Source organism: Corallococcus sp. NCSPR001 (genome assembly GCF_017309135.1).
Lineage (GTDB): Bacteria > Myxococcota > Myxococcia > Myxococcales > Myxococcaceae > Corallococcus.
Genome location: NZ_JAFIMS010000002.1, coordinates 843,175 through 867,264 on the forward strand (window position 1 = coordinate 843,175; position 24,090 = coordinate 867,264).

Genomic DNA, 24,090 nt, shown 5'->3' on the forward strand with positions numbered 1-24,090 from the left:
CTTCACCGCGCTCGTGACCGCCGTGGGCACGGGCGTGTGGCTCGCGTGGCCCGGGCCGGACCTCACCGCGCAGGCGGACCTGTCGGAGGTCCCGGCGCGGCGCGGCCTTGAGTCCCGAGGCGGCGCCGTCGTGCTGAGCAACGGCGTCCGCCTGTCGAACGTCCCGTCCAACTGCCACGCGGACTCGCAGGGCTCGCTCGCCTGCGAGGACCGCTGTGACGCGGACGACGCATGTCCCGCGGACACCGTGTGCGCGCATCACCCGGACTACGGCTTCCGCGACTGCCAGCCCCTGCACCACTTCTGCGACGACGCGTCGGACTGCACCCCGTCCGACACCTGCCACCCCGTGGACACGTCCGCGTCCGGCCAGGTCCTGAACCGCTGCGTGCCCCAGGGGACGCTGCGCGCGGGAGCGCGGTGCACGGAGGAGGGCCGCTGCGCGCCGGGGCTCCTCTGCGTCCAGGGGGTCTGCGGCCCGCCGTGTGACGTGCACGACCCAGACGCCTGCGCCGCCGGCACCGGGTGCGCCCCCAATCCCTACCGCGTCCGAGGCGCCTGCGTCCCCAGCTGCCGCGACCGCCCCTGTCCCCAGGGCGAGCGCTGCGAGACGGACGGCCCGGGCGAAGTGCCCATCTGCCGCCCCTTCGTGGGCCCCGCCTGCCTGGACGACGCGCCCTGCGACGCGAACCAGGACTGCCTGCGCGGCTTCGCCGAGCCCACCCTCGAAACCGAGGCCTTCGAGTGCCGCGCCCGCTGTGATGACCAGGCCCCGTGCGGCAAGGGCCTCGCCTGCGATGAGCGCAGCGGCTACTGCTTCCAGCCCTGCACCCGCGACACCGACTGCCCCACCCCCGAGCGCTGCCACGTCCTCCACGGCCGCGAATCCCAACGCGGCTGCGGCTTCATCGCGGAGGGGCTCCCCGCCTTCCACCGCTAGCCACGCGGCAGCTCCACGGTGAACGTGGAGCCCTCGCCCAGGACGCTCTCCACCTCGATGTGGCCGCCCATCGCCTCGACAATCTGGCGGGCGATCCACAGCCCCAGCCCGAAGCCGCCGTAGTTGCGCTCGGACACCGCGCGCTCGAAGCGGTGGAACAGGCGCGGCAGGTGCTCCTTCGCGATGCCGATGCCGCCGTCCTTCACCCGCAGCCGGGCCCGGTTGTCCTCCACCTCCAGCGACACGCGCACCGGGTTGCCCCGCCCGTACTTCAGCGCGTTGGAGAACAGGTTGGTGAAGACCTGATCCAACCGCAGCCGGTCCCACTGCCCCTGCACCTCCGGCGCCAGCGACAGCTCCAGCGGCGTGCCCGAGCGCGCGTACTCCTGCTCGAACCTCTCGGCCACCTCGCGCACCAGCGCCCCCAGCTCCAGGGGCACCCGCACCAGCTCCAGCTTCCCCGCGCTCAGTCGCGACACGTCCAGGAGGTCGTTCACCAGCAGCGTCTGCCGCTTCACCTGCCGGTCCACCCGCTCCAGCCCGCGCTTGAGCCGCTCCGGGTCCAGCGCCGCCCCGGACCGCGCCAGCCCCGCCAGCAGGCTCTGCACCTGGAGCTGCAGCGCGCTGATGGGCGTCTTCAGCTCATGGCTCGCGATGGACAGGAACTCCTCGCGCAGGCGGATGGCCTGACGCGCGTCCCGGTAGAGGCTCGCGTTGTCCAGCGCCAGCGCCGCCCGCCGGGCCAGCTCCTGCGCCAGCGCCAGGTCCTGCGCGTCGTACGCCCCCTTCGACGTGACGAACGTCAGCGCCCCCAGCGTGTGCCCGCGCACCCGCAGCGGCACGCACAGGTACGCGCACGTCCCGCCCGCCCTCGCGCACGCCGGGTCCCCCTGCGACAGCCCCGAGCGCGACTCCGGCCTCCCCGACTGGATGACCCGCGCCACCACCGCGAGCCCCGGGGCCGGCACGTCTCCGTCCTCGACGCCCGCCGTGGCCACGCAGCGCACGCCGCCGGATTCATCCTCCAGGAACACGCCGCAGGCCTCCGCGTACTGCGGCACCGCCAGGTGCGCCACGCGCTCCAGCGTCTCCTCCTCCTCCAGGCTCCCCGCCAGCACCCCGCCGGCCTCCGCGAGGAAGCGCTGCGCCGCCTCGCCGCGCTGGCGCTCGGTGATGTCCACCATCACGCTCAGGCACTGCGGCGGGCCGCTCGCCGGGTGCACGCGCCCGGTCCACATGGCCACCTGCACCGCGCCCCCGTCGCGCCGCCGCGCCGCCAGCGGTGCGCCGTCCAGCACCGTGCCGCGCGTGGCGCGCTCCAGGCCGTGGCGGAACGCCTCCCAGTGCTCCGGCGGCACGGCCGGCAACACCTTCCCCAGCACCTCCTCCGCCGTCCACCCCAGCATCCGCTCCGCGGCCGGGTTCCACAGCCGCACCGTGCCGTCCGGGTCCAACAGCATGATGGCCGTGGGGCTCGCCTGGATGATGGCCTCCAGCGTCCCGTGCGCCTCGCGCAGCGCCGCCCGCGCCCGCTGCTCGCGCTCCAACAACCGCGCCCGCGCCAGCGCCTGCGCCGCGTGGTGCGCCACCAGTTGGAGGAAGGCCCGCTCGTCGTCGTCGAACCCGTGCGGCAGGCCGAAGGTGAACACCAGCGCCCCCAACACCCGCCCGTCCGCCACCAGCGGCAGACACGCGGAGGACGTCGCCGGCCGCTCCGAGCCCGCCAGCGCGTCCTCCGCCGTCAGCCACACCGGCCGCGACCCGCGCAGCACGCGCGCCACCGGCGAGTCCCCCTCCAGGGGCATCCGCTTCAGCCGCTCCGCCGCGTCCGGCGTGCAGCCCGCGCAGCGCAGCAGCGTGGCGCTCAGAGCGTCCGGCGCCACGCCCCACAGCGCCCCGGCCTTCGCGTCCGCCACCGCCAGCCCCTGCTCCAGCACCACCTCCGCCACGCGCGCCGCGGTGAGCGCCTCGGACAGCTCCGCGGTGACGTGCTGCAGCCGCGCGAGCCTCCCCGCCGCCACCTCCGCCGCCTGCCGCGCCTGCCGCTCGGACGCGTACGCCCGCGCCACGTCCAGCGCGAGCGCCGCCCGGTCCGCCAGCTCCTGGAGCAGCAACTGCTCGCCGGAGTCGAACGACGCCGGATCCGGCGCCTCCCGCCACACCGTCAGCGTCCCCAGCGGGCGCCCCCGGGCCCTCAAGGGCAGCACCAGCACCGCCTCCACCCCCTGCGCCTCGCCCGTGTCCAGCACCTCCGCCGCCACGCCCTCGTCCGCGCGCACCCGCTGGGTGAACAAGGCCTGCAGCCGCACGCGCGCCTCCGGCACCGCCGCCGCGGACGCCACCGTGCGCAGCCACAACCCGTCCTCCGACAAGAGCCGCAGCGCGCACGCGGAGCCCAGGAGGGGCACCACCAGGCCGCACAGCCGCTCCATCACCGCCGGGGGCTCCAGCGACGCGTCCGCCAGCACCCGCGAGGCCTCCGCCAGCAGCGCCAGCCGCTCTTCAATCTCCGGAAGCCGCGCTCCGTACTGCCGCGCCTCCCCCAGTCGGGTTGCCACCATCGTCATGCCACGTCCCCCCGTCGCACCCGCCATGGGAACACGCCCCCGCTCGCGGCGCTCTGCGTCCCAGGTCCCGCCATCCCTGACTTCTGTGGATGCTCGACACCGCCCGCCCGGAAGCGTTGGTGGCGGGCACCCGCCTCGTTCCGGGGCCCGGCACCCCCGAGGGCAGGGCGCCCGTTGCGCACATGGGAGCACCTGGAGCGGTTGGAAACCAAAGGAGCGTCACGGCTTCGGTTGCTCCGGGCCCGGGTTCGGCTAAAGCGGGGGCCGTGAACGCACCCTCGGAATCACCGGCCGCCCCTTCGGAGGGGCCGGATTCTCCCAAACGCATCGCGATGCTCGCCCTGAGCGCGCTGGGCATCGTCTACGGAGACATTGGAACCAGCCCGCTCTACGCGCTGCGCGAATGCTTCACCGGAGCGCACGGCGTCACGCCCACGCCGGCCAACGTGCTGGGCGTGCTGTCGCTCATCATCTGGTCGCTCATCATCGTCGTGTCGGTGAAGTACATCATCTTCGTGATGCGCGCGGACAACCGGGGCGAGGGCGGCATCCTCGCGCTGATGGCGCTGGCCATGCACCGGCCCCGGGGCCAGTCCCACCGCGCGCGGCCCGTGCTCATCACCCTGGGCCTCTTCGGCGCGGCGCTCATCTATGGAGACGGCGTCATCACCCCGGCCATCTCCGTGATGAGCGCGGTGGAGGGCCTGAGCGTGGCCACCCCCGTGTTCCAGCCGTACGTGATTCCCATCTCGCTCGTCATCCTGCTGCTGCTGTTCATGGTGCAGAGGAAGGGCACGGCGGGCATCGGCTCGGTGTTCGGCCCCCTGATGACCGTGTGGTTCCTGGTGCTGGCGGTGCTGGGCGTGAAGGAGCTGTTGCACAACCCCGCGGTGCTCTGGTCGCTGTCACCCGTGCACGGCGTCCAGTTCTTCATGGACAACGGGTGGCACGGCTTCCTGGTGCTGGGCGCCGTCATCCTGGTGGTGACGGGCGGCGAGGCGCTCTACGCGGACATGGGCCACTTCGGCGCGAAGCCCATCCGGCGGGCCTGGTTCGGGCTGGTGCTGCCGTCCCTGGTGCTCAACTACATGGGCCAGGGCGCGCTCCTGCTGCGCCACGCGGAGGCCGCCCGCAACCCCTTCTTCCTCCTGGCCCCGGACTGGGCCCTGTATCCGCTGGTCGCCCTGTCCACCGCCGCGGCCGTCATCGCGTCGCAGGCCCTCATCTCCGGCTCCTTCTCCACCACCCGGCAGGCCATGCAGCTGGGCTACTGCCCGCGCATGGAGGTGGTGCACACGTCCGCGGAGGAGATGGGGCAGATCTACCTGCCCGGCATCAACGGCGCGCTGCTGGTGGGCGTCATCGCGCTGGTGCTGGGCTTCGGCTCCTCCAGCCGGCTGGCGGCCGCGTACGGCATCGCGGTGACGACGACCATGGGCATCACCACCCTGCTGGCCTACGTGGTGGCCCGCGAGCGCTGGGGCGTCCGCCGCGCCGTGGCCCTGCCCGTCGTCAGCCTCTTCATGCTGGTGGACCTGGCCTTCTTCGGCGCCAACGTGGCGAAGATTCCCGACGGCGGCTGGTTCCCGCTCTTGCTCGCCGTCTGCATCTTCACGCTGATGACCACCTGGAAGCGCGGCCGGGACATCCTCGCCGCCAAGCTGCGCGCGGCCAGCCTGGGCCTCAAGGACCTGTTGGGCAGCTTCGGGGACCACCCGCCCGTGCGCGTGCCCGGCACCGCCATCTTCATGACGGGCAACCCGGAGGGCACCCCGCCCGCGCTCCTGCACAACCTCAAGCACAACAAGATCCTCCATGAGCAGGTGGTGCTGCTCACCATCATCCCGGAGGAGATCCCCCACGTCGTGGTGGGCGAGCGCGTGGAGGTGGAGCCCCTGGAGCAGGGCTTCGTGCGCGTCGTGGCCCGCTACGGCTTCATGGAGAACCCCAGCATCCCGGACATCCTCAAGCGCTGCCGGGAGAAGGGGCTCCAATTCCAGCTCATGGGCACCAGCTTCTTCCTGGGGCGCGAAACCATCATCCCCACCAAGAAGCCCGGCATGGCCCTGTGGCGCGAGGCCCTCTTCACCTGGATGAGCCGCAACGCCCGCAGCGCCACCGCCTACTTCCGGATTCCGCCCAACCGCGTGGTGGAGCTGGGCAGTCAGGTGGAGCTGTAGTCCCAAGCCGTGCCGCACCGGGACTTCACCCCAGGAGTAGAAAAGCTACTCGCCCGGTGCTGCACGGGTTTTGCCGGGCTTGAGGTTTATTCCTCCCCGTAACCCCTTGAAAATACATTGGCAGGGTCCTCAAGGGAGGGGTGTTTCCGACCCAGGGATGTTGGCTGGAGGTTGCTGCTCGGCCCTTTACGCAGGGGCTTGCCTGCTTCAAATTGCACCGTCCCCATCCGTCTTTTCCGGTTCGGACAGAAAAATACGGCAGGGCAGCAACACTTTCGTCGATGAATCGAGAATCTTTTCGCGGGGCAGAGAAAAGTACTGTCCCGGCGTAATAGAACTTGGTTACCCTGCGGCCAGGTGTCCCCCGGCACCCGGCGTCTGAAACGAGGTCAGCCCTTCCATGCTCCAGGCCATCGCCCCCGCCCCCGTGTCGTCCCCGGTCGTCTCTCCGGTGAAGTCCGTCATGCCGTGGATGGCCGAGCCCCGGATGCCGCTGTCGGACGCGGCGCCGTACACGGTGCTGAGCGCGCAGGAGCTGTACCCGCGCATCTGCGTGCGGGACCCGTACTTCGCGCTGAAGGACGTGACGGTGCTGCCGGGCGAGGTGGTGGCGCGCGTGCCGGTGCAGATGGCCCCGGACGCGGAGGCGATGCCGCTGGGCCTGGGGGAGGCGGGCCGGCACCTGGCCATCCTGGGCTCGTGCGGCGCGGCGCTGGTGGCGCCCAAGGACGGGCAGCACTTCTACCTGGCCAGCGCGGCGCGCGGTCAGTGGCTGGTGCCCCAGGCGCAGGAGCGCGCCACGGACATGCTCTGGGCGCTGGCGCAGGCGGAGTACACCGGCAAGCGCACCTGCACGGCGCGCACGCTCTTGTCCTCTTCGGACGGCACGCCGCTGTTCAAGCTGGAGGTGGACTACAACGTGCTGTCCGCCGCCGCCTTCACCCGCCTGTTCGGCGAGGCTCGCCAGGAGATGCGCCGCGAGCCGCGCCCCGCGGAGACCGTGCAGCGCACCCCGGAGGAGTGGGCGAAGCTGCGGCAGAACCCGTACAGCAAGCCGCTGGACCTCCAGGACTTCCGCATGGAGGGCGACCTCATGCGCTCCTCGCTCGTCGTCACCCCGGAGCTGTGCAAGGGCCACTTCGCCATGCACCCGGTGATGCCGGTGGCCGTCGTCGCGGGCGGCATGACGCGCATGGCGACCACGCTGGGCCGCTCGCTGGAGCGCGCGCCGGGCGCCCGCTTCGTGGCGAAGGACGTGACGCTGTCCGCGGACAGCCTGGCCTACGCGGGCCAGACGGTGGTGTTCGGCGCGCGCCGCACCCGCGTGCGCGGCGCGGACCACACCTTCGCCTGCCAGGCGTCCGTGGGCGAGCGCGTGGTGGCGCAGCTGGACGTGACCTACACCCGCGTGGACTGAAGCCTCAGGCCCACTCGATGTCGTAGTCCACGCGGTCGATGCCCTGCGGCTTCGCGGTGGCCTTGCCCGTCAGCCCCAGCACCTTCAGCGAACCGGTGAGGATGCCCACGTGGTACGCGGGCGGCATCATGTCCCGGCGCATGCGCAGGGTGCCGGACTTGGGGCCCGTCGTGAGGTACTCGCGGTTGCCGTAGGACACCGCCGCGCTGTACGCCATCTGCGCGCCCGCGAAGAGCTTCTGGGGGTCCCCCCGGGAGATGATGCCGAACACCAGCATCCCCGGCCCGGTGGAGTAGCGGGTGATGCTCACCTCGCCGCACGCGTGGAACACCGCGTCCTGGGGGCCGAGCGAGCCCTCCAGCAGGTCCGCCGCGTTGTACAGCAGCGTGAGGAACTCCCGCGCCGGGTACGAGCGCAGCTCCGCGTAGTCGTGGTTCAGCTCGCCCACGCGCAGTTGCTCCATCCCGATGGCGCCCGCGTGCTGCTGCACCAGGCCGAAGACGGACTTGAAGATGAGCCCACGGATGGAGTCCCCCGACTGGAGGATGGCGATCCGGGCGGCGAGTTCGGCCTTGTCCGACGGCATGACTTCCACTCCTTGGTTCACGGGCGAACCCGGCGGTGAGCTTAACGGCCCTGTTTCACCTGTCGACAAAGCGCTTCACCGGGCGTCACACCCGTGAGGACCTGCCATGTCCGGTGTCCAGGCCAACGCGGCGGGTTCCCTGGAGCCCGCGTGACTCACAGGCCCGGGGGAGGTCAGCGCTCGTCCAGCAGCACCGGCGCGAAGCCGGCCGCGTCACAGGACGCGAGCACGTAGCGCACGCCGGCCCGTTCGCCGGTGAAGCCCGCGGGGATGCCGCTCGAGTGCAGGTGCCCGTACACGCACACCTTGGGGGCGAACGCTTCGATGGGGGCGCTGAAGGCGGTGGCCCGCTCGTTCGCGTACACCGGCGGGAAGTGCACCGCGACGATGCGGGTGAGCGGCGTGGGGTGGGCCGCCTCCTTCTTGAGCGCGTCGTCGATGGACGTGGCCAGCCGGCGCGTCTCGCGCTCCACGTAGCCGGAGTCCCCCTGCTCGTCGCCCATCTCCCCGCCGGGCATGGGCGGCGCTTCGGGCGCGGTCCACAGCCGCGTGCCGGCGATGACCCACGGCCCCAGCACGAAGGCGTTGTTGTGTAGGAAGCCCTCCAGCGTGCGGAACGGCTCCAACAGCTTGCGCAGCTTGGACGCGGAGTCGCCCCACCAGTAGTCGTGGTTGCCGCGCACCAGCACCTTGCGCCCCGGCCGCGCGTCCAGCCACGCTAGGTCCTCCATCACCTCGTGGGGACGGGTGGCCCAGGAGATGTCCCCCGCGACGATGACCGCGTCCTCCGGCCGCACCCGTTCGTCCCACGCGCGCTGCAGGGGCAGCGGGTGGTCCGTCCAGCCGAAGCGGTGCATGTCCTTCTGCCGGGTGGAGGGCAGGTGCGTGTCGCCAATACCGAAGAGCCGCATGATGCTGGCGTCATAGCGGATGCCCTGGCCCCATGTCGGCCCTTCCAGCACGGCGCACGCCCGGACCGCCTGCCGCCCCGGTCCGCCAAGGGTTCAAATAGTGATTAATACAAGAAATGATGTAACAAAACGTTACGTCATGGATGTCCTGAAACACGGCAATGCGGCATCCGTGCACCACGCCGGACTCCGCGTGGAATCGCGAGTCCCGTGATGTAGGTAATTCCGTGATTTCAGGTGTTTGACGCCACAAGGAACGCAGCGCGCTGGGTATGGGTGGAGCATGCATGCACCGGTCGCGGAAGAAAACTGGACGAAGGTGACGGGATGGAGGCGGCTGGCACGCGCGGTGCTGTGAAGGCGCGCAGTTCCTCCCCCGATTTCTGGAGTCCCCTCATGTCAACCTTCCGCAATCCCTTCGCGGCGGCGGCCGTCGCCCTGGTGCTCTCCGCGTGCGGTCCCCAGGCGCAGCAGCCCACGGAGGCCCCTCCGGCCGAGACGCCGTCGCAGCCCTCCACGGACCCGGCGGGCAGCGCGCTGCCGCGTGAGCTGGATCCGCTGTTCGCGCAGGCCGCCCAGGAGTTCAACGTCCCGGCGGAGCTGCTCAAGGCGGTCTCCTACGCGGAGACGCGCTGGCAGATGGTGCGGGGCGAGGCGGAGTTCCCGGGCCAGCAGCCGGCGTTCGGCCTGATGGCGCTGCGTGGTGAGGACCTGGAGCAGGGCGCGGCGCTGGCGGGCGTGACGGCGGAGGCGGCGCGCACGGACGCGCTGTCCAACCTGCGCGCGGGCGCGGCGCGGCTGTCCCAGCTGGCCACGGACGCGAACGTGGAGCGCGGGGACCTGGCCGCGTGGGCGCCGGTGGTGGCCCGGCTGAGCGGCATCACCAACCCGGAGGCGCAGGCGGCGCACGTGCACCGCTCCGTGTACGCGGTGATGAACGAGGGCGCGGTGGAGCTCAACCACGACGGCTCGGTGGCCGTGTCGCTGGAGCCCGTGAAGGTGGAGGCGAAGTTCGAGCGTCCCCAGGTGCGCGCCATGGCGGCGGGCCCGGACTACGCGGCGTCCGTCTGGCGCCCGTCGCCCAACTACAACGCGCGCCCTTCCGGCAGCACGGGCGACCCGTCGATGATCATCATCCACACCTGTGAGGGCAGCTACTCGTCCTGCTGGAGCTGGCTCACCAACAGCGCCTCGGGCGTGAGCGCGCACTACGTGGTGAACGAGAGCGGCAGCGAGGTCTCCCAGCTGGTGCGCGAGGCCAGCCGCGGGTGGCACATCGGCGCGACGTACGACTCGTCGCTCAACGGCGGCAAGGAGAGCTGGCTCAACGGCGTATCGGCCAACCACTTCACCATCGGCATCGAGCACGGCGGCTACGCCAGCCAGACGTCCTTCCCGGCCGGGCAGATTGACGCGTCCGCGAAGCTGTCGTGCGACATCGCGCGCGACAACGCCATCATCAAGGACAGCTACCACATCGTGGCGCACGGCCGGTTGCAGCCGGCGACGCGCACGGACCCGGGCCCCAACTGGCCGTGGTCGTCGTACATCAGCAAGATCAACAGCTACTGCGGCACGTCCACGCCGAGCGGTGACATCATCATCGACAGCAACAGCGCGAACAACGACGCCTCCAAGGCGCGGTTCTCGCTGTCGGGCGCGTGGTCGGACGGCTACAGCGCCGGCTACTACGGCAGCGGCTACTACTACGCGGCCACGGAGGCCATCTCCGCGCCGGCCACGTTCGAGTTCTACCTGCCCACCGCGCAGACGCGCACCATCGACGCCTGGTGGGTGGCCGGCACGAACCGCTCCACCACGGCGCCGTTCATCGCCTACAACGCGGCGGGCTCCGAGGTGGGCCGCGTGTCCGTCAACCAGCAGACCAACGGCGGCAAGTGGGTGCAGCTGGGCACGTACAGCTTCTCCGCCGGCTGGAACAAGGTGCAGCTGAGCCGCTGGACGACCCCGGGCTACGTGGTCATGGCCGACGCCGTCCGGGTGCGCTGACGTGAGGCATTGGGGCCTTGAACGGCGGACGCGTTCCGGGCCCTCGCGGGCACGGCGGTGGTGGGCCGTGCTCGCCATGCTGGGCGCCATGGGCTGTCAGGGCCGCTGCGCCGGCACTGGCGGCGCCGCGGCGCCCGGCACGCTGTCGGAGGCGGAGCGGCGGGCCCTGCCGGGCACCATCGTCTTCCTCTCCGAAAGGGCGGGACAGAAGGACGTCTGGCGGGTGACGCCCGCCGGAGAAGAGACGCAGGTCACCACCGCGCCGGAGGACGAGTACCCCGGCCCGCCGTCGCCGGACGGCCGCACGCTGCTGGTGATTGCGTCGGGCGAGGCGAACGGGCGCGTCTTCCAGCAGCTGCGTCTGCAGCCGCTCGAGGGAGGCCGCCAGGTGGCGCTGCATCCGCCGCGGCCCCGGGCGCGCAACGCGAGCTGGGCGCCGGACGGCACGTGGCTCGTGGCGGAGTCCGACGCGCAGGGCTTCAGCGACGTGGTGCGCGTGCTGCCCCAGGCGAACGCGGTGGACACGCGGCTGACGCACGTGAAGGCAGGCTGCTTCGAGCCCGCGGTGTCCCCGGACGGCACGGAGGTGGCGGCCGTGTGCAGCGGTGACGGGGACCCGGAGGTCTACGTCTTCCGCGCGGACGGCACGGGCGAGCCCCGCCGCATCACCACGTTCTACATGGAGGACCGGACGCCGCAGTGGAGTCCGGACGGCAAGTGGCTGTTGTTCGTGAGCAACCGCGAGCGCAAGGAGCGCATGTACCTGGTGCGCGCGGACGGCTCGGACCTGCGCGCCCTGTCCGCGGAGGGCTTCGCGGGAGACGAGCGGGAAGCGGCCTTCAGCCCGGACGGCAAGCGCGTGGCGTACGTGGCCCGGCTTCAGGACGGCAAGAGCCGCATCTGGGTGGCGGACGTGGCGGGCGGCGCGCCGGTGGCGCTGACGGACGGACAGCACCGCGACGACATGCCGGCCTGGAGCCCGGACGGCAAGGCGCTGGTGTTCGTCTCCGAGCGCGACGGCGACACCGACCTGTACCTCATGCGCCCGGACGGCACCGGCCAGACGCGGCTCACCACGGCGAAGGGCGCGGACTGGCTGCCGCGCTGGTTCGTGCCGCGCTAGCCCGCCCGCTGGCGCGGCACTTCGGGCGCCTTGGGGGCGGCGGGGGCTTCCAGGGGCACGCTGAAGAAGAAGGTGACGCCCCGGTCCGGCTCGCTCTCCACCCAGATGTGGCCTCCGTGGGCCTCCACGATGAGCCGGCTGATGTAGAGCCCCAACCCCAGCCCCTTGCCGTCCGCCGAGCGGCCGTCCTCCGTGCGGTAGTACTTGTCGAACAGGCGCGCCGCGTCCCTGGGGGACAGCCCCGCGCCCTGGTTGGTCACCGACACCACGGCGTGGTCGTGCACCGCGGAGAGCCGCACGTCCACCGGCGTCCCCTTGGGGCTGTACTTGATGGCGTTGGTCAGCAGGTTCGTCACCACGCGCTCCAGGCGCGCGGCGTCCATGGGCACCGGCGGCAGCGGATCCGCCCGGTGCAGCCGGAAGCGCTCGCGCGCGTCGGGCGGCACGTCGCGCTCCAGCACCTCCTCCAGGAAGCGGCCCAGGTCGCGCGCCTCGCGGCGCAGGTTCACCCGGCCGGACTCCAGCCGCGAGCCCTCCAGCAGCTCCTCGATCATCGTGCTCATCCACTCCACGTTGTGGATGATGGCCTGGGCCATGATGCCCTCGCGCTCCAGCTTCCGCTCGTGCAGCGCGCGCTGGAGCAGGTGGGCGCGCAGGTTGATGGTGTTCAGCGGGTTGCGCAGGTCGTGGGAGATGAGCCCCACGTACTCCTCGCGCAGCTTCTCCAGGTCCCGGCGCTCGGTGACGTCGCGCAGGATGGCGATGCGCGTGGCGTCGTCCTCGCCCTCCAGCGGGCTCAGCCGCACCTCCAGCGGCACGCTGGTGCCGTCCTGCCGCTGCCCGGACACCAGCCGCCCGCCCGTGGCGCGCCCCGCGCCGTCCCCGGCGGTGGCCGGCCCGTGGAGCCCCTCTGGCACCAGCAGCTCCACCTCGCGGGCCAGCAGGGCCTCCCGGCGGTAGCCGAAGACGCGCTCCGCCTCCGCGTTGGCGAAGCGCACGCGGCCGGTGGCGTCCACCACCACCATGGGGTCCGGCGCGGTGTCCAGGAAGGTGCGGAAGCGCGCCTCGGAGGACTCCAGCGCGGCGGTGGCCCGCATGCGCTCTGTGTCCAGCACGTCCAGCGCCCGCGCCGCCAGGAGCACCAGCGTGACGCCGCCCGCGGCCACCACCGTGGCGAAGAGGGGCAGCTTCGCGTCGTGGCTGAGCCCGCCCGTCAGGTGGATCAACACCAGCGTCAGCCCCAGCACCGGCGGCCCCAACAGCGTCACCGGCACCAGCCGCCGCGCCACGAAGCCGCCCAGCGTGTCCCGCGTGAGCCGCGCCATCAGCCCCAGCTGCGGCCGGGCGCACAGCGTGCCCATGGCCAGCAGCATCAGCACGCAGGTGGTGTGCAGCCCCATGCTGCGCTCCTGGAAGAACGGAGCGGCCATGGGCGTCACCAGCGGGCCCAGCAGGAAGCCGTTGAGCCCCGTCAGCGCCGCCATCAGCGCGAGCACCACCAGCGCGTCCGACCAGGACAGCCGCTGCGGGTGGCCCCGGTCCACCAGCGCCAGCGCCGGACCCAGCAGCATCAGGCACAACGCCGTGAGGGGCGACGGCGCGATGCCGGGCGACGCGCCGACCTCCTCTCCAAAGACGCGCAGGAACAGCGCGTCCAGGCCCCCGGTGCCGCCGGTGATGACGCCATCCACGAGGCTCGCCGCGCCCAGCAGGGCCGTGGCCAGGGCGAGCGCGGTGCCCAGCCGGTGTTGGAAGCGTGAGGGCGTGGCCGGCAGCCGCAGGCCCAGCGCGGCCCCACCCAGCAGCAGCCCCAACGCGGCGCTGGGGCGCATGGCGGGGATCGCCGCGCCCATGGACTTGAGGACCATGACATCCAACGCCCAGCCCAACAGCACCAGCAGGCCCACCAGGCAGGCGGCCACCGCGGAGCTGCGCGCAAGGGCACGGACCAACGCCGTGCTTCGTGGCATGGATTGGCCGCTCATCATCCGCGTCCCCCCGGAACGCCAGCCCTGCATCCTGCCACAACATCACGTATCAGGGGCCCCCCCGGCAATGGGACGCCGGGGTTGGGAGGATGTCCGTCCTAGGCCGGGATGTCAGACCTGTCCAGGGTTGGGTCAGGGTGCGTAGCGGCCTGGATAGACGGTGAGGACGACGCCCAGCCCCGGGCCCACGTCGATGTTGCGTGGCACGTAGGTGTCGGTGCCCTCCACGGACAGCTGGAACGAGGACACTCCGGCGCCCGAGTGCACGAAGAGGAACAGCCCGTGGCCCGCGGTGCCCGCGGTGTCCACGGACGTCAGGTCACCGGACGGGTAGTAGACGCGGTCCCCCAGCTCCGCGCGGTTCAGCGCCACGCGCGCGCCGCTCACGGGCTGGCCGTTCACGTCCACCACGCGCCCCAGCACGAAGCCCGCGGAGGCCAGGGTGGCCGCCGGGTCCCCGGTGTGGCCCTGGAGGCGCGGCGCACCCACGGCGGCGCCCAGCTGATCCACGAACGCGGTGGGCAGGGCCCACGCCCGCGCGTCGATGATGTCCGTGCGCGGACGGGTGCCGGTGAAGGCGGTGTCGTAGACGAGCGTGGTGCTGCGCACGAGGCCTTCGTGCACGAGCCCCACCGCGAGCCCCTGGTGCACGTCGCGCACGGGCACGCCGGTGATGCGGAAGGCGCCGTCCTCGGACACCTCGCCGGTGGCGAAGGTGGCGGCCGCGTCGTTGACGGCCACGCGCAGCGGCTCCTCCACGGTGAGCGCCATCCCGGTGAGCGACGCCGGTGCCGCGGCCATGCCCGCTGCCTCCGGGAACACGCGCGCCTCGCCGCTCACGAGGATGCGAAGGTTTTCCAGGTCCACCGCCTCGGCGTCCTCGGTCCGCACGCCGGGGTCCGGTGTGAAGCCGCCGTCGCCACAGGCCATCGCCAACAGCCCGAGCACGGCACCACCCGCCGCCCGAATGTAGTGTTTCATCGGGCGGCAACATCTTCACGGCGGGGAGGGCACGCAATCCGTCCCCCGGTGTCGTCCGTCCCCTTCACGACGCACCGCCGCGCCCGCGGGCCGGATGCCCCGGACACCGGGCCCTCCGGGTGTTGAAAACACGTCGGCACCGGGAGCCTGCCTTCCGCTGGAAACGGAAGGGCGGTCGCCCGGTGCCGCGGGTCAAACGAGGGAGGAGGAAGCGGAGCGGCTACCAGCCCGACCCGCTCCTGCCGGAGGAGCCGGAGGAGCCGGAGCTCTTGCCGGTGTTCCAGCCGCCGTTGCCGCTGCTGCTCCCACTGCTACCGCCGCTGCTCCGGCCACTGCCGCTGCTGCCGCCGCCGCTGTTGCCGCTGGGAGGGGTGCTCCAGCCGCCGCTGCTCCGGCCGCTGTTGCCGCTGTTGCTGTTGCCGCGGTTGTTGTCCTTGTCGTCGTCGCGGCTCTTGCTGGCCGGGGTGTCCCAGCCGCCGCTGCCACGGTCATTGTCCCGGTCGTTGTCCCGCGAGTTGTTGGAGGGCGCGACGTTGTTGCCGCGGCCCCAGCCGGAGCCGCTGGGAGGCCGGGCGCCGGTGCCGTTGCCGCCGGGGGGCGGGTTGCGGCCCTGGTTGACGGGGGCCGGAGCGGGCGCGGGCCGCGAGGGGGCGATGTTGTTGCGGCCGCCAGGGACCGCGGAGGCCGAGTGGCTGTTGCTCCAGCGGTAGCCCCGGCTGCCGCGGTCGTAGGTGTAGCCCGCGCCCCAGGAGCCGCGCGGGTAGTAGTCGTGCTGGTGGCGGCCGTGGAGGTTGCAGTACCCGCCGCTGGCGATGGGGTGGTAGTCCCAGTACCAGACCACCGTCGGGCCCCGGTAGTAGTAGACGTCGTCCGTGTAGACGTAGGACGCCTGGGGCGGCTGGTAGTCGTGGACGTGGGCGTAGTCCTCCGGGCACCAGCCGCCGCCGTAGTCGTCGGGGACGGGGTGCGCGCCGGCGAACCGGTACTCCGCCACGGGCGCGGGGGCGACGTAGGCCACGCGGCGGACGGGGCGGTGCGAGTGGGCCTCGACGACACAGCCCGTCCCCATCAGCAGGGCCACGGGGACGACCAGGGCGAGCAAGCGGTTCATGAAGAGTCTCCTGTCGCGGAAGTGGACCCTCAAAGCGTCCCGCTTCGCAACCTCTGCCCCCATGACGGCCGGCCGCTCCGGAAATTCACCCGGGGCGCCCGCCCGCCGGGAAGGGGAGGGGCCCGCCTGATATGACACCCCGGTCGCGGCCCTGGGGCGCCGCGCCTTGGGAGGCATGCGGATGTCGGATGTGGATTTCGGACGCGCGATGGGGGCGTCCTGCGCGCTGCACCCGGGGCGGGAGGCCACGGGCACCTGCGAGCGCTGTGGCAACTTCATGTGCGACACGTGCAGCCAGGACGGCGCGTCGCCGCGCTGCCCCACGTGCCGGGAGCGCTCCGGCGCCACGTTCCCGCTGAACCGGGAGACGTGGAACTTCAACGCGCTGTGGGACGTGTGCTGGGCGGCGTTCCAGCGCGAGTGGGGCATGCTGTCGCTCGCGGTGTTGATCACCCTGGGCGTGACCCTCGGCGCGAACCTGCTCTTCAACGTGGCCACGGGCATTGGCGCGGCGCTGGACAGCGTCGCCATCGCCGGGGTGCTGGCCCTGCTGGGGCTCGTGGCGCAGCAGCTGGTGCAGGGGCTGGTGCAGCTGGGGCTCATGCGCGTGTGCTTCGACGTGCTGCACGGAGGCCGCGTGGACGTGGCGCGCCTCTTCAGCCAGATGCACAAGGCGGTGCCCTACGCGCTGACGATGCTCCTGCTCTTCGTCATCGTCCTCGTGCCGGTGGTCCTCCTCCTCTTCCTGGGCATCCTCGCGCTCGTGGGCACGGGCCTGCTGAGCGGCGTGGACCTGAACTCCTCATCGGACGAGTTCTGGAACGCGCTGGTGCCCTTCTTTGGCCTGATGGGGCTGGGGTTCGCGGTGCTGGTGGTGCCCATCACCTACCTGGTGCTGCCGCTGTACCTGGTCCAGCCGGAGCTCGCGTACGACGACGCGCCGCCCTCTCCCTGGGAGGTGCTGCGCCGCAGCTGGGTGGCGGCGCGGGGGCAGCGGCTGTCCATGCTCGGCGTGAGCCTCATGGCGGGGCTCGCCATGGTGGCGGGAGTCTTCGCGTGCTGCGTGGGCTTCATCCCCGGCATGGCCCTGGCCCAGCTGCTCATCGCGGGGATGTACCTGTCCGTGCGCCTCCCCAGGGACGCCGCCGCGGAGTCCTTCCCGGGCTGAAAGCCGCGGGAGACAGGCGCGCCTTCGCGTAACGGAGAGCGAAGGCGCGCGAGGGGGACTTCAGTGCACCAGCCGCTCGGAGGAGCCCGAGCGGGGCACGGCGACCTTGCCCAGGCACGCGAGGATGTGCTCGCGGTACTCGGACGATTCGCGCAGGCCGCACAGCATCCACCGGCCGCCAATCACCAGCGTGGGCACGCCGCGCACGCCGCGGCTGCCGGCCAGCCGGTGCTCGTCGTAGATGAGCCGGCGCGTCTCTTCCGAACGGAAGGCCGCGGAGAACTGGTTCATGGACAGGCCCACGCGCGACGCCAGCTCGAACACCACATCCGAGCGCGACACGTTGACGCCCTGCTCCAGCGCGGCGCGCTGCATGGACCGCGCGAGGAAGGCCCGCGCCTGCGGCCCCTGCAACCGCGCTGCTTCCAGTGCCGCCAGCGCCGGCACGCTGGAGCGCGGCGGATCACCGCCGAGCCACAGGTCCGTGGAGAGCAGCGAGGCCGTGGGGTCGGGTTCGCGCTGCGCGCGCTTCACCTCTTCCACCAGCCCGCGCACTTCGCGCTCCGTGGGCAGGACGTCGTGCAGACGCAAGGGGTAGGGACGCACGCTCCAGCGGACGGCGTCGCCAAACTCCTGGCGAAGCACCTCCAACCGTTGGTCGGCGAGGTAGCACCAGGAGCACAGCACATCCTGGTAGACGGTGATCTGCAGCGGCTTGTGCAGCGTTTTCATCGGGGGTCGCCAGATTAGAGGCGCATCCCGGCCGCTGCCAACACCCACGGACAATCCACGCCCGAAGGCATTCCCGTATTCCTGAGGAGCATCCAAGGCACCGTGCGCACCGTGAGGCCCCGCACGCACGCCATGGAGCAGGCGGGCAGGCACGCAGACGCTGCTCGCGTGCCTGCTTCCAACACCACGGCTTGATCAGGAAGCGCGGCCCGCCCGTGTGCGCAACACGCTGGCCCGGGTCCCCGCGTACACCAACGCGTGCTCCACGATGTGCCCCGCGATGTCCTTGCCGGTGGCGCCCTCCAGGCCCTCGAAGCCGGGGCTGGAGTTGATCTCCATCAGGCGCGGGCCCTCGCGGCCCTCCAGCATGTCCACGCCCGCGACCTCCAGGCCGATGATGCGCGCCGCCTTCACCGCGGCCTCCACGTAGTCCGGGGGCAGGGTGATGGCGCGGCCCTCGCCGCCGCGGTGGATGTTGGAGCGGAACTCGCCCTTCTTCGCCTTGCGGCGCATGGCGCCCACCACGGTGTCGCCCACCACCAGCGCGCGCACGTCGCGGCCCTCGCTCTCCGCGACGAACTCCTGCAGGACGATCTCCTGGCCCAGGTCCCAGAAGGTGTCGAGGATGGTCTGCACCTCCGGCAGCGTGTGGGCGATCATCACGCCCACGCCCTGGGTGCCCTTGATCAGCTTGATGATGACGGGCAGCCCGCCCACCTCCTGCACCAGCTTGCGTACGTTGCCGCGGTCGTGCGCCATCACCGTGCGGGGCATGTCCAGGCCCGCGCGGGCGAGGAACTGGAGCGCGCGCAGCTTGTCGCGGCTTCGCGCGATGGCCGTGGGCGGGTTGAGGACGGGCACGTCCATCATCTCGAAGTGGTTCACCACCGCCAGGCCATACGCGGTGATGGACGCGCCGATGCGCGGAATCACCACGTCCACGCCCTTCACCTCCGCGCCGCGGTAGGTCATGCGCGGCTGGCCGCGCGCCAGCATCAGGCAGCAGCGCAGCGTGTCGAACACGAGCGCCCGGTGCCCCTGGGCCTTGATGGCCTCCACCAGCCGGCGCGTCGAGTACAGCGAGCGCTTGCGGGACAGGATGGCCACGGTCTTCTTCGCGCGGGGCCGCTTGGGTCGCGGTGCGTCACCACGCTCGGGTGCCTGTGCGCCAGGAGGGACCGGCGCCTTCTTCGGCTGGGCTTTTCGGGGGGGCATGCGGGGCGCGGGACACTAGCACGCACGGGCGTGGGGGCACGGTGCGTGGGCACCCTTTGCTATCCTCGCGTTCACTGATGACCGCACCCAACCCGCATCCCGACGACATCCACACCAATCCCGGAGACGTCGGCCTCGAGCTGTCCTCCCAGTCCCCCCTCCTGGGGGAGACCCTGGTGGTGGATCCGCGCGCCAGCGTGAAGCTGCACAAGTGCCGGCTCGTGGTGACGTCCGGGCCGGACACCGGGCGCTCCATGGTCAGCGACAAGGAGCGGCTGCGCTGCGGGGCCCACCCGGGCAACGACCTGGTGCTCGTGGAGGACCGCACCGCCAGCCGCCACCACTTCGAGGTGCAGTACACCGAGCGCGGCCACCTGCTGGTGGACCTGAACTCCACCAACGGCACCTTCCTGGACGGCCGCCGGATTGAACGGGCCTACCTGTCCCCGGGCTCGCAGATCCGCGCCGGCTCCTCCGTCATCACCTTCGCCCCCATGGACGAAGCGGTGGCGGTGGAGCCCGACCGCGAGGGCGAGCTGTGCGGCATGGTGGGCCAGAGCGTGAAGATGCGGCAGGTGTTCGGGCTCATCAAGCGCATCGCGCCCATGGACGTGTCCGTCATCATCCAGGGCGAGACGGGCACCGGGAAGGAGCTGGTCTCCAGCGCCATCCATGAGCTGTCCGGCCGCAAGAAGGGCCCCATGGTGGTGCTGGACTGCGGCGCCATCCCGCCCAACCTCATCGAGAGCGAGCTGTTCGGCCATGAGAAGGGCGCCTTCACCGGCGCCACCTCCAGCCGCCCCGGCGCCTTCGAGCGCGCGCAAGGGGGCACCATCTTCCTGGACGAGCTGGGCGAGCTGCGCCTGGACCTCCAGCCCAAGCTGTTGCGCGTGCTGGAGAACCGCGAGGTGCGCCGGGTGGGCGGCAACGACGTCATTGAAGTGGACTGCCGGGTCATCGCCGCCACCCACCGCGACCTGGTGAAGGAGATCGCCGCGGGCAACTTCCGCGAGGACCTCTACTTCCGCCTGTCCGTCATCCACATCCAGCTGCCGCCCCTGCGCCAGCGCCGGGACGACATCCCGCTCATCCTCAAGCAGGCGCTGGCGGAGCCGGAGGTGGTGGAGAAGCACGGCCGCAAGCGCTTCTCCGCGGAGGCCCTGGGGCTGCTCATGGCCTACGCCTGGCCCGGCAACGTGCGCGAGCTGATGAACGTGCTCTCCCACGTGCTGACCTTCTCCGAGGGCGAGGAGATATTGCCCTCCCACCTGCCCCCGCGCGTCCGGGGCCAGGCCCGCGAGGGGCCGCTGCCCTTCAACGAGCACCTGGCCTTCAAGGACGCCAAGGAGCAGCTGCTGGAGAACTTCGAGCGCGAGTACGTCACCAGCGTCCTCACCCGCTGCGAGGGCAACCTGTCCCGCGCCGCCCGGGAGAGCGGGCTGCACCGCAAGTCCATCGAGCGGCTGGTGAAGAAGTATCAGCTCGACGCCAAGGGGCTGAAACCGCGCTGAGACAGCGCCGTGATACGGTTTCACTGGGAGTGTTTCATCCCCAGGAAGTTTTCACCGGGCCCGTCCTCTGAGACACTGCCGGTTCCCCCTTCCGGCCCCGACGCAGTGTGTCGGCGGTCACTTGACGGATACTGCGAGATTCCCCCGTCCCGCAGGATGAGCCTCCGTATGAGCGCACGATCCCCCCGTGAAGCAGGCGAATCCGGCCAGGCCCTGGTGGAGGCCGCGCTGTCGCTGCCACTGGTGACGTTCCTCATCCTGGGCGCGTTGCAGCTCTTCCTGATGATGCAGGCGCGGGTGATGACGCACTACGCGGCCTTCCGCGCGACGCGCGCGGGCAGCGTGGCGCACGGGGACTGCGAGCGGATGACCCACGCGGCCATCCTGGCGCTGATTCCGACCTTCCACTCGTTCATGGGGCAGGGGACGGGTTCGCTCAACGGTCCCCTGGGCCGAGGCGCGGGTTCGGACGCGCCCCGGCTGTTGGCGGAGGCGTTCGCGGCGCGGATGAACAACCGCTACGCGGGCTCCGGCGGTGCGGGCCCCGGCCTGGACGGCGTCCACAACCGCAGCATCGTGTGGATCCAGCGGGACCTGGCGGGCGGCGGCGTGGACAGCCCGGAGGACAGCGACTTCGACCGGCCGGGCCACCTGCGGCGGCTGGAGGTGCAGCTGGTGTTCTGGTACCCGCTGCGCATCCCGTTCGCCAACTGGGTGATGTCGCGCATGTTCCTGGCGCACTTCAGCCTGCGTTCCTACACGGGCGCCGCGAATCCGCTGCTCATCCCGGAGCGCAACGCCAACTGGAACGGCAGCGACGTGACGGCGTCGCACGTGCTGGACGGTGAGCTGGGCGCGGAGCTGGCGGACCGCGTGCTCAACCGGCAGTACGTCTTCCCCATCATCACCACGTTCACCATGCGAATGATGACGCCCGTGAAGTCGCGTTTCTTCGCCACCATGGCCTGTCCCCGGTGAAAACGATGAAGCGCTCCTCCCCCCAGCGCGGTCAGACCCTGGTGCTGTTCGTCCTCAGCATGCTGCTGCTGTTGCTGATGGTGGCCCTCACGCTGTCGTTCACCATGAAGGTGCGCGAGCGCATCGAGGTGCAGACGGTGGCGGACGCGGCCGCGTACTCCAACGCGGTGGCCACGGCGCGCACGTTCAACACCATCGCTGTCTCCAACCGCGCGGAGATCGCCCACATGGTGGCGAACGCCGGCGCGGCCAGCCTGCTCAACTGGGCCAGCCTCTACCGCGGCGAATTGAACGCGGCGAAGATGGGCTACGGGGCGTGGGTGCCCGTCTACCAGGCGTTCGCCACCGCGGGCTGCCCCTGCGCCTGGAGCAACGGCTTCTGTGCGCGCATGTGCCAGTGCGGCGTGCGTGGCGTGACGGACCTGGGCCGGCTGATGACCATGCTCCAGCGCGAGGACCTGCGCGTGGAGGCCGTCTTCCAGGCGTTGGATCCGATGGTGGGCCTGCAGATGCGCCTGCACCAGGTGGCGGCGGGCGCGCTGTACGCCTCCTCGTATGCGGACTTCAGGAGCCTCAAGGACAAGGTGAACGACCAGGGCTTCGCCAACGACATCCTGGGAGACCTGGTGGCGGGGAAGAACCCTCACGATGCGGGGTGGCGGGCGCCCTCCGCGGGCAACGTCTCCAAGAACGAGCTGGCGGACAACGCACTGTGCGTGGGCGGAGGCGCGGTCTGTGATCCGCTGCCGTTGACGGTGGCCCACAGCGTGGACGCGGCCATGGGCAGCCGCGGCTTCACCTTCGTCACGTCACGCCTGCTCCAGCAGTACATCGCGCACGAGGCGAACCTGGCCTTCGTCATCACTCCGCCGGACATCGTCACGCTCCCGTTCGCCGCCGGCACGGCCCACTTCGGCAAGCCCATCCTCCAGTACGGGCTCTTTCCCCCCTACGCTCCCGCCGTCACGGCCGAGGACGAGGGCGAGGTGGCCTTCATCTACAACCACATCGCGCATGGCGGTGGGCCGCCGTGCCCGGTGATGGTGGGCGGCATCGTGCCGACCCTTGCCCTGTTCGCGGCCTCCGGTGGCGTCATGCCCACGCCCACGCACATGTGGTTTGGCGGCACGGATCCGGCGCCCTTCGCGCGGCACATGCTGGCGCCGTGTCTGGGTGGCCCGTCCAGTTGCCCGGGCATCTGGCCGCCGTTCCTGGACTACAACCTGACGGAGCTGTGGCCCAACGGCGCGGACAACAACTTCGGGCAGCCGAAGAACTTCGCGGTCATCCAGCGCGACCGCAGCAACATGTCCGCGATGGAGCAGGACCCGTGGAACCTGGCGTTCCGCTTCCGCTTCAAGGCGAGCAACCCGAACCCGAACGCGGGTAGGTTCGACAACACCAGCGCGACCATGGCGGACGGCGTCACGCCGCTGGGCATCCAGACGGCGCTGTCCACGGGCATCGCGTACTACCACCGTGGCCGCAGCCTGGGCATCTCCCACTGGAGCGAGCCGCCCAACCTGCTCAACCCGTACTGGCGCGCCACGCTGGTGCCGGTGGACACGGACGAGTCGGGTCTGGATGACGCCATCAACGCGTTGGGTTCCAGCTCTCCTTCCTCCGCCGACACCATCCGGGAACTGCGGCGCGTGGGCTTCAGGGGGTTCCAGTGATGCATCGCCACCTTCGTCGTCACCGCCGGCAGGCGCGGGGCCAGTCCATCGTCGAGGCGGCCCTCGGCGTCACGCTGTTCGTCACCATCCTGGTGTTCGGCATCCACTTCGCGGAGGTGGGCTTCCTGTCGCTGAAGGTGCAGGAGGCCGCCGTGTCCGCGCTGTGGAACGGCACGCACGGGGAGATGCACGACATCCCCCTGGACTACGGCTCGGCGCATGACTCCATGCGGCAGGCGGGCGAGGACGCGCAGGCGCGGTACGCGGACTTCAACGGCCTGTCGTCCGTCAACCGCGGCGACACCATCACGCAGGTGTTCACGCGGGGCTCGGACCTGCGGGTGAACTGCCGCCGGAACGGGGGCCTGGACTGGGATGGTCCTGTGCTGACCCGGCTGATGTACCGCGACGAGGGCGGCACGGCGTGCACGTCGCAGGCGAACCTGAGCTCCTGGAACATCCCCACCCGGTTCCTCGACCAGAATTCGGAGACGGGGCTGTACAAGGAGCAGCACCAGGACCCGACCCACGCCAACATCCAGGTGTGTGGCATTGGCCGCGCGGTGGGCGGCACGTGCCGGGGCAGTTTCTCCATGCTCGTGGATGACTGGGGGCTCTCCAATGAGATCGAGTCCTCCAAATGCGTGCTGTTCCAGGACATGGCGCTGCCGTGCACCAATGGGCCGTTCTACGCGGCCACGAAGGGTGTCTACGAGCCCACCACGCTGCCCATCCCGACCTACGCCAGCTTCCTGGCCATGGACGCCCTCTTCATGAATCCGCTGCCGCCCCTGGTCTTGATGCAGCGGGAGAACACCTTCTGGATGAGCGCGGCGGGTGAGGAGAGCCAATTCATGCAGGCCTTTATCAGCAGGCCTACGCCCCTGGGCAACCTGTGGAACACGTCCCCCGGCGCGCTGATTGGCATCACCACACCCCACTATGGTCTGGGCTATCTGGACCGGAACGGCTGTTTCCTTGGAAAGGACTGCTGAG

The 24,090-nt window shown here is 71.2% G+C and carries 18 protein-coding genes; 10 read left to right on the forward strand and 8 right to left on the reverse strand.

Annotation, left to right across the window (positions count from 1 at the left end):
- Positions 1 to 22 precede the first annotated feature (22 nt).
- Entirely contained in the window at positions 23 to 940 is a 918-nt protein-coding gene (locus tag JYJ93_RS05490; RefSeq protein WP_206787048.1) for a hypothetical protein, read from the forward strand.
- Here JYJ93_RS05490 and JYJ93_RS05495 read toward each other — a convergent pair.
- Positions 937 to 3,507: a GAF domain-containing protein gene (locus JYJ93_RS05495; protein WP_206787050.1), complete on the reverse strand. Its 2,571-nt coding sequence runs from the start codon at positions 3,505 to 3,507 to the stop codon at positions 937 to 939. The genes JYJ93_RS05490 and JYJ93_RS05495 overlap by 4 nt on opposite strands.
- A 332-nt stretch (positions 3,508 to 3,839) precedes the next feature.
- Here JYJ93_RS05495 and JYJ93_RS05500 point away from each other — a divergent pair, with 332 nt between their 5' ends.
- Together JYJ93_RS05500 and JYJ93_RS05505 are read left to right on the forward strand one after the other, a co-directional pair.
- A complete protein-coding gene (locus JYJ93_RS05500) occupies positions 3,840 to 5,687 on the forward strand; it encodes a potassium transporter Kup (RefSeq protein ID WP_206800108.1) in 1,848 nt (615 codons plus the stop codon).
- A 400-nt stretch (positions 5,688 to 6,087) separates the two neighbouring features.
- A complete protein-coding gene (locus JYJ93_RS05505) occupies positions 6,088 to 7,104 on the forward strand; it encodes a hypothetical protein (RefSeq protein ID WP_206787051.1) in 1,017 nt (338 codons plus the stop codon).
- Between the two features lie 4 nt (positions 7,105 to 7,108).
- On the opposite strand, the gene JYJ93_RS05510 is transcribed toward JYJ93_RS05505, so the two are convergent.
- Both JYJ93_RS05510 and JYJ93_RS05515 read right to left on the reverse strand, forming a co-directional pair.
- The gene (locus JYJ93_RS05510) at positions 7,109 to 7,690 is read right to left on the reverse strand and encodes a DUF2378 family protein (protein ID WP_206787052.1); all 582 of its coding nucleotides are present in this window, start codon (positions 7,688 to 7,690) and stop codon (positions 7,109 to 7,111) included.
- A 173-nt stretch (positions 7,691 to 7,863) separates the two neighbouring features.
- The gene (locus JYJ93_RS05515) at positions 7,864 to 8,601 is read right to left on the reverse strand and encodes a metallophosphoesterase (protein WP_206787053.1); all 738 of its coding nucleotides are present in this window, start codon (positions 8,599 to 8,601) and stop codon (positions 7,864 to 7,866) included.
- Between the two features lie 396 nt (positions 8,602 to 8,997).
- Between JYJ93_RS05515 and JYJ93_RS05520 the strand changes: the two genes are divergently transcribed.
- Both JYJ93_RS05520 and JYJ93_RS05525 read left to right on the forward strand, forming a co-directional pair.
- A complete protein-coding gene (locus tag JYJ93_RS05520) occupies positions 8,998 to 10,611 on the forward strand; it encodes an N-acetylmuramoyl-L-alanine amidase (RefSeq protein WP_206787054.1) in 1,614 nt (537 codons plus the stop codon).
- Between the two features lie 76 nt (positions 10,612 to 10,687).
- Complete coding sequence (locus JYJ93_RS05525; protein WP_206800110.1) at positions 10,688 to 11,734, forward strand: PD40 domain-containing protein; 1,047 nt, start codon at positions 10,688 to 10,690, stop codon at positions 11,732 to 11,734.
- Here the strand turns inward: JYJ93_RS05525 and JYJ93_RS05530 are convergent.
- The 3 genes from JYJ93_RS05530 to JYJ93_RS05540 form a co-directional block, all read right to left on the reverse strand.
- Positions 11,731 to 13,704, reverse strand: a complete 1,974-nt coding sequence (locus JYJ93_RS05530) for an ATP-binding protein (RefSeq protein WP_242543676.1) — start codon at positions 13,702 to 13,704, stop codon at positions 11,731 to 11,733. The two genes, JYJ93_RS05525 and JYJ93_RS05530, sit on opposite strands and share 4 nt — an antisense overlap.
- Before the next feature lie 150 nt (positions 13,705 to 13,854).
- The gene (locus JYJ93_RS05535) at positions 13,855 to 14,703 is read right to left on the reverse strand and encodes a carboxypeptidase regulatory-like domain-containing protein (RefSeq protein ID WP_206787056.1); all 849 of its coding nucleotides are present in this window, start codon (positions 14,701 to 14,703) and stop codon (positions 13,855 to 13,857) included.
- Positions 14,704 to 14,923: 220 nt separating this feature from the next.
- A complete protein-coding gene (locus JYJ93_RS05540; protein WP_206787057.1) occupies positions 14,924 to 15,814 on the reverse strand; it encodes a hypothetical protein in 891 nt (296 codons plus the stop codon).
- Between the two features lie 181 nt (positions 15,815 to 15,995).
- Between JYJ93_RS05540 and JYJ93_RS05545 the strand changes: the two genes are divergently transcribed.
- The gene (locus tag JYJ93_RS05545; RefSeq protein WP_206787058.1) at positions 15,996 to 16,982 is read left to right on the forward strand and encodes a hypothetical protein; all 987 of its coding nucleotides are present in this window, start codon (positions 15,996 to 15,998) and stop codon (positions 16,980 to 16,982) included.
- A gap of 60 nt (positions 16,983 to 17,042) precedes the next feature.
- Here JYJ93_RS05545 and JYJ93_RS05550 read toward each other — a convergent pair whose 3' ends face one another.
- A complete protein-coding gene (locus JYJ93_RS05550) occupies positions 17,043 to 17,714 on the reverse strand; it encodes a DsbA family protein (protein WP_206787059.1) in 672 nt (223 codons plus the stop codon).
- Positions 17,715 to 17,909: 195 nt separating this feature from the next.
- Positions 17,910 to 18,929, reverse strand: a complete 1,020-nt coding sequence (locus JYJ93_RS05555) for a RimK family alpha-L-glutamate ligase (RefSeq protein WP_206787060.1) — start codon at positions 18,927 to 18,929, stop codon at positions 17,910 to 17,912.
- 77 nt (positions 18,930 to 19,006) lie between these two features.
- On the opposite strand from JYJ93_RS05555, the gene JYJ93_RS05560 reads away from it, so the two are divergent.
- From JYJ93_RS05560 to JYJ93_RS05575, 4 genes are all read left to right on the forward strand, one after another.
- A complete protein-coding gene (locus JYJ93_RS05560) occupies positions 19,007 to 20,440 on the forward strand; it encodes a sigma 54-interacting transcriptional regulator (protein ID WP_206787061.1) in 1,434 nt (477 codons plus the stop codon).
- A gap of 168 nt (positions 20,441 to 20,608) precedes the next feature.
- Positions 20,609 to 21,418: a TadE family protein gene (locus tag JYJ93_RS05565; RefSeq protein WP_206787062.1), complete on the forward strand. Its 810-nt coding sequence runs from the start codon at positions 20,609 to 20,611 to the stop codon at positions 21,416 to 21,418.
- 5 nt (positions 21,419 to 21,423) lie between these two features.
- Positions 21,424 to 23,094, forward strand: coding sequence for a pilus assembly protein TadG-related protein (locus JYJ93_RS05570; protein ID WP_206787063.1), 1,671 nt, complete (start codon positions 21,424 to 21,426; stop codon positions 23,092 to 23,094).
- Positions 23,094 to 24,089 (forward strand): pilus assembly protein, encoded by a 996-nt coding sequence (locus JYJ93_RS05575; protein ID WP_206787064.1) that lies wholly within the window; start codon positions 23,094 to 23,096, stop codon positions 24,087 to 24,089. The genes JYJ93_RS05570 and JYJ93_RS05575 overlap by 1 nt, the downstream gene beginning before the upstream one ends.
- Position 24,090 lies beyond the last annotated feature (1 nt).

Bases quoted from the DNA above. Each gene is read 5' to 3' on its own strand.
- JYJ93_RS05495 (WP_206787050.1), bottom strand. From the start codon at position 3,507: ATGACGATGGTGGCAACCCGACTGGGGGAGGCGCGGCAGTACGGAGCG.
- JYJ93_RS05500 (WP_206800108.1), top strand. From the start codon at position 3,840: ATGCTCGCCCTGAGCGCGCTGGGCATCGTCTACGGAGACATTGGAACC.
- JYJ93_RS05505 (WP_206787051.1), top strand. From the start codon at position 6,088: ATGCTCCAGGCCATCGCCCCCGCCCCCGTGTCGTCCCCGGTCGTCTCT.
- JYJ93_RS05510 (WP_206787052.1), bottom strand. From the start codon at position 7,690: ATGCCGTCGGACAAGGCCGAACTCGCCGCCCGGATCGCCATCCTCCAG.
- JYJ93_RS05515 (WP_206787053.1), bottom strand. From the start codon at position 8,601: ATGCGGCTCTTCGGTATTGGCGACACGCACCTGCCCTCCACCCGGCAG.
- JYJ93_RS05520 (WP_206787054.1), top strand. From the start codon at position 8,998: ATGTCAACCTTCCGCAATCCCTTCGCGGCGGCGGCCGTCGCCCTGGTG.
- JYJ93_RS05525 (WP_206800110.1), top strand. From the start codon at position 10,688: ATGCTGGGCGCCATGGGCTGTCAGGGCCGCTGCGCCGGCACTGGCGGC.
- JYJ93_RS05530 (WP_242543676.1), bottom strand. From the start codon at position 13,704: ATGCCACGAAGCACGGCGTTGGTCCGTGCCCTTGCGCGCAGCTCCGCG.
- JYJ93_RS05535 (WP_206787056.1), bottom strand. From the start codon at position 14,703: ATGAAACACTACATTCGGGCGGCGGGTGGTGCCGTGCTCGGGCTGTTG.
- JYJ93_RS05540 (WP_206787057.1), bottom strand. From the start codon at position 15,814: ATGAACCGCTTGCTCGCCCTGGTCGTCCCCGTGGCCCTGCTGATGGGG.
- JYJ93_RS05545 (WP_206787058.1), top strand. From the start codon at position 15,996: ATGTCGGATGTGGATTTCGGACGCGCGATGGGGGCGTCCTGCGCGCTG.
- JYJ93_RS05550 (WP_206787059.1), bottom strand. From the start codon at position 17,714: ATGAAAACGCTGCACAAGCCGCTGCAGATCACCGTCTACCAGGATGTG.
- JYJ93_RS05555 (WP_206787060.1), bottom strand. From the start codon at position 18,929: ATGCCCCCCCGAAAAGCCCAGCCGAAGAAGGCGCCGGTCCCTCCTGGC.
- JYJ93_RS05560 (WP_206787061.1), top strand. From the start codon at position 19,007: ATGACCGCACCCAACCCGCATCCCGACGACATCCACACCAATCCCGGA.
- JYJ93_RS05565 (WP_206787062.1), top strand. From the start codon at position 20,609: ATGAGCGCACGATCCCCCCGTGAAGCAGGCGAATCCGGCCAGGCCCTG.
- JYJ93_RS05570 (WP_206787063.1), top strand. From the start codon at position 21,424: ATGAAGCGCTCCTCCCCCCAGCGCGGTCAGACCCTGGTGCTGTTCGTC.
- JYJ93_RS05575 (WP_206787064.1), top strand. From the start codon at position 23,094: ATGCATCGCCACCTTCGTCGTCACCGCCGGCAGGCGCGGGGCCAGTCC.